Origin of the sequence: Saccharopolyspora sp. NFXS83 (genome assembly GCF_026241095.1) — a bacterium.
Classification (GTDB): Bacteria; Actinomycetota; Actinomycetes; order Mycobacteriales; family Pseudonocardiaceae; genus Saccharopolyspora_C.
In genome coordinates, this window is record NZ_JAPFGB010000012.1 from 39,331 (window position 1) to 51,412 (window position 12,082).

The following is a 12,082-nucleotide window of genomic DNA, read 5'->3' on the forward strand; positions in this document are numbered from 1 at the left end:
TCCCCGTTTGTGCACCACTGCCCCGAGGACGGAGAGCAGTGGGAGTTTCGTTGGTTCTCATGCATCATGAATCGATTTGGTTCATGCCGCGTGGCCTGGACCACGAGCCGATCCTGATCATCCATGCCCGCTGTGACCTGCGGGAAAACCTCAGGGGGAAGCGGGGTGTCGTCGAGCTGCACGAATCAGATCGCCGAGCTCATCAGAATCGTTACCCGACCCTGATCAACCCGAGACTGAATCGCCCGAAAGGGTGGAACTGGTCCATGAACATCAAAAAAGGTGCCGAATTGGCACCCCTTCGCGGTTCGTCAAACCTTGGTTAGCCGACCGATCCGAGCGCCGTTCGATGTCGGCCGATCCAGGGATGTCGACACATCTTCGTGCCTTCGCGAACCCTGATTCTGCCTGGTTCAACCGGCTTCAGACTCTGCGATCAGCATACCAGCAAGCCCCCGGCGCCCTGCTCCGGCCGCCACCGTCGCCGGCCCCGCAGCGGCCGATCGCGCGACCTCCACTTTCCCTTTGCGCAACAGGAAGTTGCGCACTGGAGCGGACTGTTCGGACATCGCGATCGTGCACCCGGCTGAACGCTCACCTGCGATCCGCAGGCCTCGGGTCAGAATCCCTCGCCGAGCGGGAGCGGGTGGGGCGCGAGGCGGTGGGCGGGCGGTTCGGTGCCGTGCAGGTGGCGCACGAAGTAGTCCCACGTGCGGCGCGTGACGTAGTGCTTGCGGCGCAGCAGCGCGTGCTCGTCTCCGGGGATCAGCAGCACGTCGACGTCCTTGTCGGCCTCGATGAGCGCGTCGACCAGGCGCAGGGTGTGCGCCGGGAGCACGTTGTCGTCGAGTTCGCCGTGGATCAGCAACAGCTTGCCCTGCAGGTTCGCGGCCAACGCCGGGTTCGACAACGCGCGCTTGCTCTCGTCGTTGATCTCCCCGTGGTACTGCTCGGGCCACATCGGAACGTAGACGCCCATGTCGTGGTTGCCGGCCAGCGCGACTCCGACCGAGTAGAACTCGGGGTGGGCGAGCATGGCGCGCGCGGTGGCGAAGCCGCCGCCGGAGTGACCGGTGATCCCGACCCGCTCGGTGTCGAGCCACGGGTGCCGGTGGCCGAGCTCGCGGATCGCGGCGATGTGGTCGACGAGCGAACCGGCCTCGTCGAGAGCGCCGTAGGAGTGGTCGTGGAACGCCTTGCCGCGGCCTGCCGTGCCTCGCCCGTCGACGGCGACGACCGCGAATCCCAACGCCGCCAACGCTTCCGCTTCGCCCGGTACGGCGCTGTCGAACGCGGGCCCGGACCGGTGGACCTGCGGACCGGGGTAGATGCAGTCGATCACCGGGTAGCGGTGGTCGGGGTCGAAGCCGTGCGGTCGCCACAGCAGTCCGTGGATCGACGTCTTCCCGTCGGCGGCGGTCGTGCGGAACCGTTCCGGCGGGCGCCAGCCGACGGATTCGAGCCGCCCCGCGTCCGGTGCTTCGAGTTCGACCAGGACCTGCCCGTCACCGCCCAGCACGACTGAGCGGGGTGGGGCGCTCACCGTGGAGGCCCGGTCGACGAGGTAGCCGCCCTCCGCCGGGCTCACCGCGTCGTGGTCGAGGTCGTCGTCGGTGAGGCGGGTGAAACCGGTGCCGTCGAAGCCGACCCGGCAGATCTGGCGGACGTAGGGATCGTGCTCGACGAGCCCGGAAGCCAGGAACCACACCTGCCGCGCCTCCTGGTCCACCCAGAGGACCTTGCGCACCAGCCACTGACCGGAGGTCACCTGCGCCACGTGCTCACCGTCGGCGGAGTAGAGGTAGAGGTGGCCCCACCCGTCGCGCTGCGACCACCAGAGGATCTCGCCGGAGTCCAGCACGTGCACCATCGCCGGTTCCCCGAGTTGCGGGGTCGGATCGATCCGCGTCGCGCCGCTCTCGCTGATCAACGTGGTCACCTCGCCGGTGGCCGGGTCGAGGCGGCGCAGCTCCAAGGTGCGGGCGTCGCGGGAGTGGCGCAGGAAGTGCACCGCGTCGCCCTTCTCCCCCGACCACCACTGGTAGGCGATGCCCGCCGGATGCACGATCACGCAGGGCTCGTCCTGCTGGCGCACGACGTCGCGCGTGGTGACGTCCAGGACGGCCCACTCCATCGTCGCCTGCGCCGCATCGCCGGGCATCGGGTAGCGGGACCGGTGTTCCACGGGCCTGCCGCCGTCGCGGGGCGCGGACTCCACGAGCACCTGCTCGGGCAGGTCGCGCTGATCGAGCCGGTGCACCAGGAGGCGGGTCGAGTCCGGCGACCAGGACACCACCAGCGGGGCAGGCAGGCCGAGGTTGCGCATCAGTGCCCGCATGCCCAGCGCTTCGGGCAGTCCGCCGTAGTCGAAGTGCGGCTCGGCGTCCTCGGTGAGCGCGAACTCCTGGGCCCCGTCGCGGGAGCGGACCACGATGTCGCCGTCGCGGCGGAAGGCGATCCACGCCTTGTCCGGCGACGCGACCTCGCCGGGCAGCGGCTCGGCGTAGTCGACGCGAGCGCAGGAACCCGCGCTGTCGGACCACTCCCAGCGGGACTCGAACGCCGAGAACCGCACCGTCCAGGCCTCGTGCTCGGGGACGTCGAGGTCGATCGAGGTGATCGGCAGGTCGTCCGCCGCGACGGCGCGGCCCGCCGCCACCGACAGCGCCGCGGCCAGCCGGTCGTGGTCGAACGCGTCGTGGCGAGTGCCCTCGACCGGGTCCACCACGACGTGGCGGGCGCCCACCCGGTACCAGAAGCGGCGTCCGCCGGACAGCCACCGCGGCTGCACCGAGCCGCCGGGCACCCGCCGCGCTCGGTACGGGTCTTGCATGATCTCCGCGCGGGCGTAGTCCGCGTTCGTCAGCCGGATCGCCGGCTCGGCGTAGTGGTTCGGGGTCATGCCTCCGACCGAACACCCGGCCGTCGCGGCACGCTCAACCTTCCGGGCGGATGATCCAGGTCACTCCCGCTCGGACCAGCCGGAACTCGCGCCCCCAACCCGCTCGGCCCGCCGGGACTGTGCCGTTCGTATGCAGCCGTCACCTCGGATTTGCATATTTATACGCGATGATCTCCGCCGGAACCGGGCGCGCCGACGCCGGACCGCGCACCCCTTGCACCAGATGCGAGGACTCTTCTCGAGAAGCCCAGCGGCACTTGTTATGATGAATACATGTCGAAGGTCCTGAATAATCTTCCAGTGGGTGAGCGGGTCGGCATCGCCTTCTCCGGCGGGCTGGACACCTCGGTCGCGGTGGCGTGGATGCGCGAGCGCGGCGCCCTGCCGTACACCTACACAGCCGACATCGGCCAGTACGACGAGCCGGACCTGTCCGACGTGCCCGAACGCGGGCGCGTCTACGGGGCCGAGCGCGCCCGGCTGATCGACTGCCGCGCCGCGCTGGTCGAGGAAGGCCTCGCCGCCTTGGCCTGCGGCGCCTTCCACATCCGCTCCGGCGGGCAGGCGTACTTCAACACCACGCCGCTCGGTCGCGCGGTGGTGGGCACGCTGCTGGTGCGCGCGATGCGCGAGGACGACGTGTTCATCTGGGGCGACGGCTCCACCTACAAGGGCAACGACATCGAGCGCTTCTACCGGTACGGCCTGCTGGCCAACCCGGACCTGCGCATCTACAAGCCCTGGCTGGACGAGGACTTCGTCAGCGAGCTCGGCGGGCGGGACGAGATGTCCGCCTGGCTGGTCGAGCGGAAGCTGCCCTACCGCGACTCCGCGGAGAAGGCGTACTCCACCGACGCCAACATCTGGGGCGCCACCCACGAGGCCAAGAAGCTCGAATACCTCGACACGCCGCTCGAGATCGTCGACCCGATCATGGGCGTGCCCTTCTGGGACTCCGCCGTCGACATCCCGGCCGAGGACGTCACCGTCGAGTTCGAGCACGGCCGCCCGGTGCGGATCAACGGGAAGTCCTTCGACTCCGACGTCGACCTGGTCCACGAAGCCAACGCCATCGGCGGCAGGCACGGCCTCGGCATGTCGGACCAGATCGAGAACCGGATCATCGAGGCGAAGAGCCGTGGCGTGTACGAGGCGCCGGGCATGGCGCTGCTGCACATCACCTACGAGCGGCTGCTCAACGCGGTGCACAACGAGGACACCGTGGCGATGTACCACACCGAGGGCCGCCGCCTCGGCCGGTTGCTCTACGAGGGCCGCTGGTTCGACCCGCAGGCGCTGATGCTGCGGGAGTCCCTGCAGCGCTGGATCGGCTACCCGATCACCGGCAGCGTCACCGTGCGCCTGCGCCGCGGCTGGGACTACACGGTCCTGAACACCGAGGGCCCGCGCCTGAGCTACCACCCGGACAAGCTGTCCATGGAACGCAGCAAGGACCAGGCGTTCGTCCCGAACGACCGCATCGGCCAGCTGTCCATGCGCAACCTGGACATCGCCGACTCGCGCAGCATGCTGGAGCTGTACGAGGGCGGCGGCCACGGCTCGCTCACCGCGTGGGGCGAACTCGTCGGCGAGCTGGCTCCGGGCGGGGCCACGGCGATCGCTGCTCGCACCGGCGATGACGGCGTCGAGTCCGAGGCGCTCGACCACGCCGCCATCGAGGTGGGCACGGACTGACCTTCCGCCGAACACCGGGGCCGGTGCGACCTGAGCGTCGCGCCGGCCCCGCGTGCGTCGTGGCGGAGTTCCGCCCACCGCGGCCGGAGCGTGCTCATTCCGGCCACGGCGAGTTCTCGATGACCTCCACGAAGTGCCGCGCGCGACCCCGGGGACGCAGTGCGCCAGCACGTCCGCCTTACGTTGCCGAACGTCGTCGCCTGTCGATGTGGCGCACGTGCCGCCGCAGCTGCCACTGCCCGGGCGGCGCCGTAGTGCCGCCGACGACCGCGCCGCGGTGCGAGGCACGTGAGCGCGGCCTGGTCAGCCGGAGGACCACCACGCCCCCGTCGCCGCCGAGCGGTAGCGGGCGAGTGGGCTCTCCGCGGCGTCCGCAGCCGGCTCCGATCCGGCCCCGCCTGGAGGGCACGCGCCGAGGCGGCGACCAGGACGACCGTGGACCCTGTTGCCCCGCATCTCACGTTGTCGCCGGCTACGCGCAAGCGATCGTGGGCGACACCTTGGTGCCCGCTCACGACCGGAGAATGAATGCGTCGTCGAACAACTACCGCTATCCGACCAACTTGCAGGTGATCAGTCATCGACGCCGACACCCGGTTGACGGTCGCGATCGGCCGCCGTGACCGGGCGACCGCGACGGCTGCCGCGCCTACACGGATTCTGGTGCCGATCAGCAGTACCGGGGCGCGCACGAGATCGCTGACGGCGGCTGCCAAGACAACCTTCGACCACCTGATCGTTTACGCCGTGCGTGCATCTGAATACGCTCGAGCCGACCCTTTCCCTCCGAACATCGATAGGCCTGATGTCACACACAGACGACGCCGTACCCCAGATCGACACCAGCCGGCCCAGCATCGCCCGCGTCTACGACGCGTTCGTGGGTGGCAAGGACAACTTCGAGGTCGATCGCGAGGTCTACCGGCATCTCCTGGAAATCGCGCCGGAGTCGGCAGAGGTCGGCCGACAGTGCCGGGCGTGGCTGATCCGCGTCGTGCGGTTCCTCGCCGGTCAGGCGGAGATCGACCAGTTCATCGACCTCGGCTCCGGACTGCCCACTGCGGAGAACACCCACCAGGTCGCGCAGCGCTTGAACCCCGCGGCGCAAGTGATCTACATCGACAACGACCCGTCGGTCGCAGCGCACGGACGCGCGCTGCTCGAGGAGAACGACCACACCCACTTGGGCTTCGCGGACTTCCGGTACCCGGAGGAACTGTTCGAGCACCCCGTCGTCGCGGACAACCTGGACCTGACCAGGCCGGTCGCCCTGATCCAGTGCAACACGCTGCACCACGTGAAGGACGCCGAGAAGCCCGTCGAAATCATGCAGTCCTACATCGAGGGGCTCGCCCCCGGGTCCTACGTGGCGATCTCGCACCTGTTCGCTCCGGAGGACGGCAGTGAGCAGAGCAAGCTCGCCCGGGACGCGGAAGAGAAGTTCAACGCCCTCATGGGCAGTTGCTACTTCCGGCAGCGGGAGGAGATCGAGGCGCTGTTCGGTGACCTGGAACTCGTCGAGCCCGGTCTGTCGTTCCTCTTCGACTGGTGGCCGGACGGCCCGCGCCTGAAACCGCTCACCAACGGCGAACAGCTCCTCCTGGGCGGAGTCGCGAAGAAGTGACCCGAAAGCCTCCCGACTTCTCCGATGAATCCGTCGGCATCGCCGCTCTCACCGCGCGCGTAGATCGATTTTCACCCAGCCCCGAGCTTGCGGTGGGACCAGGCGCTCGCGCGTCGGCGGCCCATGGTCGTCTCGATCGACGGGCGCCCTCGGGCAAGCGTGCGTCGGCCTGGCGCGATCTGCCGGAGGTCATGGAAGCGAGGCTCTCGACCGGAATGCGGATCGGCGAGTTCCGCGCCCTGATCGACGACGATGTCGATCTCGCCGGGCCGGTGGTCGCGGTCGATCACCGGCTCGTCCGCGTCACCGGCCGCGGACTCCGGGTGCGCCATCGCAACGGCCGCGCACGCGGGGTGCTCCTGCAGGTGCCGCACTGATCGGTGCCCATGTGGCGTCGGCGCGAGCTCGCTTACGGGCGGGGTTCTCTCCTGGAACCTCGGGTGGATCGCCCCGGCAACGTGATCAACCGGGCCAGGCGGCGCGTTCACCGGATGTGACTACGACCGGGCGGCCAGCCACGTGTTCCGCAAGACCGTCGGCTCGGCACTCGACAAAGCTGGGGCGCCCATCGGCGATGTCGCCGATCAGCTCGGCAACCGGCGGGGTCGCCGAACGGCACTACGCCGCGCGCAAGATCGCCGACCCGCGGACCGTCGCCGCACTCGAAAACGTGATGGGGGGATACCGCCGACACGGGGTGACCCCGCTGCCGCATCCTCGATCGTTTTTGCGGGGTTTAAGTGGGATCACCCTTGACGTGGGAGAACATGCACAAAACCCCAGGCCTGTGGCCTGGGGTTTTAGACTGAACTGCTCCTCCAACTGGACTCGAACCAGTAACCCTCCGGTTAACAGCCGAATGCTCTGCCAATTGAGCTATGGAGGAATATCAGTTGTGCTCGCCAGCCCCTTGCTCGCTGACGTGTACTACTTTAACGCATCCCCCAAGCCCTTTTCACACCCCCCCTGCGCCCGCGAACACCGCAGGTCACAGCATCACGCTCAACGACGGTGGGCGATGACGAAGATCCTCCGGAAGGGCAGCCACGTCGTGCCGTCCGGCCGAGCCGGGTACGCCGAGCGCAGCCGGGCGCCGAGTTCGGCGCGAAACGACGCCCACTCCTCGGTGCTCAGCGCCGCCCGCACCGGCCGCAGCGCGGTGCCGCTGATCCACTCCAGGACCGGGTCCGGGCCGTTGAGGCGGTGCACGTAGGTCGTCTCCCAGGCGTCGACCGACAGACCCAGGTCGGCGACGATCTCGGCGTACTCCGCGGGCGAGCGCACCGCGTCGGCGTCGAGCAGGCCCGGCACCTCCCGCTCGCCGAGCAGGTCGCGGATCTCCCGGTGCGACGGGGAGTCGAAGTTGCCGGGCACCTGGAAGGCGAACGCGGCTCCCGCGGGCAGCGCCGGGAGCCAGGAGCGCAGCAGGTCGACGTGCTCGGGAACCCATTGCAGCACCGCGTTGCACAGCACCACGTCGGAGTCGGGCCGCGGCTCCCAGTCGCGGACGTCCTGGCGACGCGCGTCGATCCCGTTGGCCCGCGCGGCCTCGACCATCTCCGGCGAGGAGTCCGTGGCCTCGACCTCGGCGTCCGGCCAGCGGTCGGTGAGCAGCCTCGTGAGGTTGCCGGCGCCGCAGCCCAGGTCGACGATCCGGCGGGCCCGGCGCGACGGGACGCGGGCCATCAGGTCGTGCGCGGGGCGGTCGCGGTGCTCGCTGAACGACAGGTACTTCTGCGGATCCCACACCCGAGAAACAGTACGGTCGTACTGTTGGGTTGTCCAGCCGTCAGATCGCCGAGCCGCGCAGCCGCTGCGCCACCTCGGCGGCCACCGGTGCGAGCGCGGCCTCGTCGGTGCCGGAGTCGGCGCGGACCTGCAGCACCAAGCCGTTGCGGCCGGGCACCTTCCGCTGCACGAACCGGGCGCCGCCCGACGGGAACTCCCGGTGCTGCGTGCCGCGGATGGATCCGGTCACGCGCTCGTGCACAACCTCCGGAACCCTGCCCGGCTCGGTGAGCGCGACGCGCTGCGGCGGCAGGTCCCGCAGCAGCACCGCTTCACCCGCCGGGCCGGACTCCGCGGACTCGATCAAGGTCAGCGTGCCGTCGTTCCAGGTCGCCTTGCTCACCAGGTGCCAGCCGAGGCGGCGCCCGGACGGCAGCCACAGCCCCAGATGCGTGGCGACCAGCGGGCCGTCGGCCGAGCGCCCCACCGCCAGCACCCGCTCATCGCCGGTGAGCTCACCGGCGAAGTCCGCGGGCAGTTCGGCCGTGCCGGACAGGCGGGCGAGGAAACCGCGCAACCAAGACATCACAACGCTCCCGAAGCCTGGTGCAGCAGCGAATGGCGGTACTGCTCCAGCGCCAACATGTCCCCGAACAGCGAGTTGTACTCCTCCGGCTGCTCCGTCGGGGACATCCGCTGCACCCGCGACTTGATGTCCGCGATCTCGCGGCCGACCATGATCTCCTGCAAGCGGGCGATCACCCCGGCCACGTAGCGCGGATCCTCCTCGGACTTCGTGTCCGGGGCCTCCACCGCGAGCAGCGTGAGCAGGCGGCGCGTCACCTCGTCCGGGCATTCCCGCCCCACCGCGTCCACCAGTCCGGCGCCGGACAGGCCGGACATCGTGCCGCCCGCCGCGACGATCGCCTGGTGCAGCCGCGAGTAGGACGGCTCGGTGAACGCCTCGTCCGGCAACGAGTCGTAGACGGGGCCCGCCAACGCGGGCACCTGCAACGCGAGCTTCAACGTCTCCCGCTGGCACCAGCGGGGATCGTCCCGGCTCGGCCGCCGCGGCAACTCCACGTCCACACCCAGCGAATCCTGATCCGGATTGCGCTGCGCGCGGCGTCGCGGCTGCTGCTTGACCGGGGCGCCCGCCGACTCGCGGACCCGGCGCACCACCTGGTTCTCGTCGTTCCAGCCGACCCAGCCGGACAGCTGCACCGCGTAGCCGTCGCGGCGCTCCAAGTCCTTGATCTGCGCGACCAGCGGCACGGTGCGCTTGAGCGCGTCCACTCGGCCGTCCACCGAATCGAGGTCGTATTCGGTGAGCAGGCTTCGGATGGCGAACTCGAACAGCGGTTTCCGCCGCGCCACCAGGTCCCGCACCGCGGTGTCCCCGCTGGCCTGGCGCAGCTCGCACGGATCCATGCCGTCCGGCGTGATCGCCACGTAGGTCTGCGTCGCGAACTGCTGCTCGCCGTCGAAGGCCTTCAACGCCGCCTTCTGCCCGGCGGCGTCGCCGTCGAAGGTGAAGATGACCTCGCCGCGGAACGCGTTGTCGTCCATCATCAGCCGCCGCAGCACCGAGATGTGGTCGTCGCCGAACGCGGTCCCGCACGACGCGATGGCCGTCGGGACACCGGCCAGGTGCATCGCCATGACATCGGTGTAGCCCTCGACGACGACCGCCTGGTGCCGCTTCGCGATCTCCCGCTTGGCCAGGTCGATGCCGAACAGCACCTGCGACTTGTTGAAGATCGGCGTCGCCGAGGTGTTGACGTACTTCGCCTCGATCGGGTCGTCGTCGAAGATGCGGCGCGCGCCGAACCCGACCACGTCGCCTGCCAGGTCCTTCAACGGCCACAGCAACCTGCGGTGGAACCGGTCCAGCGGGCCGCGCCTGCCTTCCTTCGACAGACCGCACTTGTAGAGCTCGTCGAGCTCGAAGCCCTTGCCCAGCAGGTGCTTGGTCAGCTTGTCCCACCCGGACGGGGCGAATCCGCAGCCGAAGCGGATCGCGGCGGCCTCGTCGAAACCCCGCTCCGCGAGGTATTCGCGGCCCTGCAACGCCTCCGGCGAACGCAGGTGCTCCGCGTAGAACTCGGCGGCGACGCGGTGCGCCTCCACCATCCGCGCTCGGGTGCCCCGATCCCGCTTCTCGCTCGGCACCCCGCCCTCGTAGTGCAGCTGGACGCCCGCGCGGTCGGCCAGCCGCTCCACGGATTCGACGAAACCGAGGTGCTCGGACTTCATCAGGAACGCGATGACGTCGCCGCCCTCACCGCAACCGAAGCAGTGGAAGGTGCCGTGGCTCGGGCGCACGTTGAACGACGGCGTCTTCTCGTCGTGGAAGGGGCACAGCCCCTTCATCGCGCCCCCGCCGGCGTTGCGCAGCGCCACGTACTCGCCGACGATCTCGTCGATCCGGATGCGATCACGTACCTCGGCGACGTCGCTATCTCGGATCCTCCCAGCCACACCGCCAGTCTAGGCGTCGCGCAGAACACACCGACGGGTGTCCCCGCGGGGAGCACAATCGGCCCATGACCAATGCCGGTCCGGCGCGAGCCGCCGAGTTCGACGCGCACCGCCCGCGGCTGACCGCGCTCGCCTACCGGCTCACCGGCCGGTTCGCCGACGCCGAGGACGCCGTGCAGGAGGCGTGGCTGCGGCTGGCCGGTGAGGCGGCGGAGATCCGCGATCTCGGGGCGTGGCTGAGCACCGTGGTCGGACGGATCTGCCTGGACAGGACGCGTTCGGCAGCGCATCGGCGGGAGCGGTACGTGGGGCCGTGGCTGCCGGAACCCGTGGTGACGCCGCTCGACGCGCGGGATCCGCTGGAGGCCGTCGTGGGGCGCGACGACCTGCGGATGGCCGCGTTGCGGATGCTGCACGAGCTGCCCGCCGAGCAGCGGTTCGCGTTCGTGCTGCACGACGGCTTCCAGGTGCCGTTCGCCGAAATCGCCGAGCTTCTCGACTGCCCGGCCGCCACCGCGCGCCAGCACGCGTCCCGAGCCCGCAAGGCGCTGGCCGCGGACACGCCGCCCCGCGCTCCGCTGCCGCGCCAGCAGGAGGTGGTGGAGCGGTTCTTGGCCGCCGTCCACGCGGGCGACCTGACCGAGCTGACCCGGCTGCTGCACCCGGAGGCCGCGTTGTTCGGCGACAGCGGCGGCAAGGCGTCCACGGCCCGGCGCCCGATCCGCGGCGGCGGCAAGATCGCCCGGTTCATGCTCGGCCTCGCCACCAAGTACGGCACGACCGCGCTGGAAGGGGCGCGCCCGGTGCTGGTCAACGGCGATCTCGGGATGTTCGTGCCGGGCGATCCCACCGATCCCACCGGCCGCACCTCGCCGCGGCGAGTGCTCGTGTTCACCGTCGACGACGACCGCATCGCGGAGCTGCACGACGTGGTCAACCCGGACAAGCTGACCGGCCTGGCCCTCTGACGGGGAACGGGCCGTGCCGGAGCACGGCCCACCGCGCCGACTTCTCAGGGCATGGGGACCCGGCAGGCTTCTCCCGAGGTGAAGCCTTGGGCGGTGATGCCGAGGGCGTGGTTGAACCGGGTGCGCTGGTTCTCCAGTGCGATCATGTAGGTCAGCTCGACCGCGCCCTGGTGGCCCAGCCTGCGGTCCAGCTCCGCCACCTGGTCATCGGTCACCGTCATCGGCAGGTCGGTCATCGCGTCGGCGTAGTCGATCACCAGCCGGTCCAGCTCGGTGAACCGCGGCGACGTCCGGTAGTCGTCGATCTCCTGGAGCCGTTCGACGTCGAGGCCTTCGTCGCGCTGCAGCATGGTGCCGAAGTCCACGCACCACGAGCAGCCGATCCGGGTCGCCGTCCGGAACACGGCGAGCTCGCGGACGCTCGCGGGCAGGACGCGGGTCGCGCGCTGCACCGCCAGCTCCCCGACGCCCGCTGCCAGCAGCAGCTTCGGGTGCTGCGCGGTCACCGCCATCGGCTCCGGCACCGCGCCGAAGCGACGGCGGAGGTACCGGTAGAGGAGCTTGGTCAGCGGACCCGCTCGGTGCGTCGGAACGGGGTCGATGCGCGGCATGGTCACTCCCGGGTGCCGTTCCCCGCCCGGTGCGGGGACTCACCACCGGGACGAGATGGCACCCGGGAACGTG

General features: G+C 70.0%; 10 protein-coding genes and 1 tRNA gene. 5 read left to right on the forward strand and 6 right to left on the reverse strand.

Annotated features, from left to right (window positions below):
* The first annotated feature begins 38 nt into the window (after nucleotides 1-38).
* The gene (locus tag OOZ19_RS15105) at nucleotides 39-326 is read left to right on the forward strand and encodes a hypothetical protein (protein WP_266090736.1); all 288 of its coding nucleotides are present in this window, start codon (nucleotides 39-41) and stop codon (nucleotides 324-326) included.
* A gap of 293 nt (nucleotides 327-619) precedes the next feature.
* Here the strand turns inward: OOZ19_RS15105 and OOZ19_RS15110 are convergent, their stop codons facing one another.
* Nucleotides 620-2,902 (reverse strand): S9 family peptidase, encoded by a 2,283-nt coding sequence (locus tag OOZ19_RS15110; RefSeq protein WP_266090737.1) that lies wholly within the window; start codon nucleotides 2,900-2,902, stop codon nucleotides 620-622.
* A gap of 273 nt (nucleotides 2,903-3,175) precedes the next feature.
* Here OOZ19_RS15110 and argG point away from each other — a divergent pair, with 273 nt between their 5' ends.
* From argG to OOZ19_RS15130, 3 genes are all read left to right on the forward strand, one after another.
* Nucleotides 3,176-4,597: an argininosuccinate synthase gene (argG, locus tag OOZ19_RS15115; RefSeq protein ID WP_266090738.1), complete on the forward strand. Its 1,422-nt coding sequence runs from the start codon at nucleotides 3,176-3,178 to the stop codon at nucleotides 4,595-4,597.
* An 805-nt stretch (nucleotides 4,598-5,402) separates the two neighbouring features.
* The gene (locus OOZ19_RS15125; RefSeq protein WP_266090739.1) at nucleotides 5,403-6,221 is read left to right on the forward strand and encodes an SAM-dependent methyltransferase; all 819 of its coding nucleotides are present in this window, start codon (nucleotides 5,403-5,405) and stop codon (nucleotides 6,219-6,221) included.
* Entirely contained in the window at nucleotides 6,218-6,598 is a 381-nt protein-coding gene (locus OOZ19_RS15130; RefSeq protein WP_266090740.1) for a site-specific integrase, read from the forward strand. The genes OOZ19_RS15125 and OOZ19_RS15130 overlap by 4 nt, the downstream gene beginning before the upstream one ends.
* 436 nt (nucleotides 6,599-7,034) lie before the next feature.
* Here OOZ19_RS15130 and OOZ19_RS15135 read toward each other — a convergent pair.
* The 4 genes from OOZ19_RS15135 to dnaG all read right to left on the reverse strand — a co-directional run bounded on the left by OOZ19_RS15135 (nucleotide 7,035) and on the right by dnaG (nucleotide 10,430).
* A tRNA-Asn gene (locus OOZ19_RS15135) sits at nucleotides 7,035-7,107 on the reverse strand.
* 116 nt (nucleotides 7,108-7,223) lie between these two features.
* Nucleotides 7,224-7,970 (reverse strand): trans-aconitate 2-methyltransferase, encoded by a 747-nt coding sequence (locus OOZ19_RS15140; RefSeq protein ID WP_266090741.1) that lies wholly within the window; start codon nucleotides 7,968-7,970, stop codon nucleotides 7,224-7,226.
* 40 nt (nucleotides 7,971-8,010) lie between these two features.
* Entirely contained in the window at nucleotides 8,011-8,535 is a 525-nt protein-coding gene (locus OOZ19_RS15145) for a hypothetical protein (protein WP_266090742.1), read from the reverse strand.
* Nucleotides 8,535-10,430: a DNA primase gene (dnaG, locus tag OOZ19_RS15150; protein ID WP_266090743.1), complete on the reverse strand. Its 1,896-nt coding sequence runs from the start codon at nucleotides 10,428-10,430 to the stop codon at nucleotides 8,535-8,537. The genes OOZ19_RS15145 and dnaG overlap by 1 nt, the downstream gene beginning before the upstream one ends.
* Nucleotides 10,431-10,495: 65 nt before the next feature.
* Between dnaG and OOZ19_RS15155 the strand changes: the two genes are divergently transcribed.
* Nucleotides 10,496-11,398: a sigma-70 family RNA polymerase sigma factor gene (locus OOZ19_RS15155; protein WP_266090744.1), complete on the forward strand. Its 903-nt coding sequence runs from the start codon at nucleotides 10,496-10,498 to the stop codon at nucleotides 11,396-11,398.
* A gap of 44 nt (nucleotides 11,399-11,442) precedes the next feature.
* Here OOZ19_RS15155 and OOZ19_RS15160 read toward each other — a convergent pair whose 3' ends face one another.
* Nucleotides 11,443-12,009, reverse strand: coding sequence for a carboxymuconolactone decarboxylase family protein (locus OOZ19_RS15160; RefSeq protein ID WP_266090745.1), 567 nt, complete (start codon nucleotides 12,007-12,009; stop codon nucleotides 11,443-11,445).
* Between the last annotated feature and the right edge of the window lie 73 nt (nucleotides 12,010-12,082).

Bases quoted from the DNA above. Each gene is read 5' to 3' on its own strand.
- argG (WP_266090738.1), top strand. From the start codon at position 3,176: ATGTCGAAGGTCCTGAATAATCTTCCAGTGGGTGAGCGGGTCGGCATC.
- OOZ19_RS15110 (WP_266090737.1), bottom strand. From the start codon at position 2,902: ATGACCCCGAACCACTACGCCGAGCCGGCGATCCGGCTGACGAACGCG.
- OOZ19_RS15125 (WP_266090739.1), top strand. From the start codon at position 5,403: ATGTCACACACAGACGACGCCGTACCCCAGATCGACACCAGCCGGCCC.
- OOZ19_RS15155 (WP_266090744.1), top strand. From the start codon at position 10,496: ATGACCAATGCCGGTCCGGCGCGAGCCGCCGAGTTCGACGCGCACCGC.
- OOZ19_RS15145 (WP_266090742.1), bottom strand. From the start codon at position 8,535: ATGTCTTGGTTGCGCGGTTTCCTCGCCCGCCTGTCCGGCACGGCCGAA.
- OOZ19_RS15160 (WP_266090745.1), bottom strand. From the start codon at position 12,009: ATGCCGCGCATCGACCCCGTTCCGACGCACCGAGCGGGTCCGCTGACC.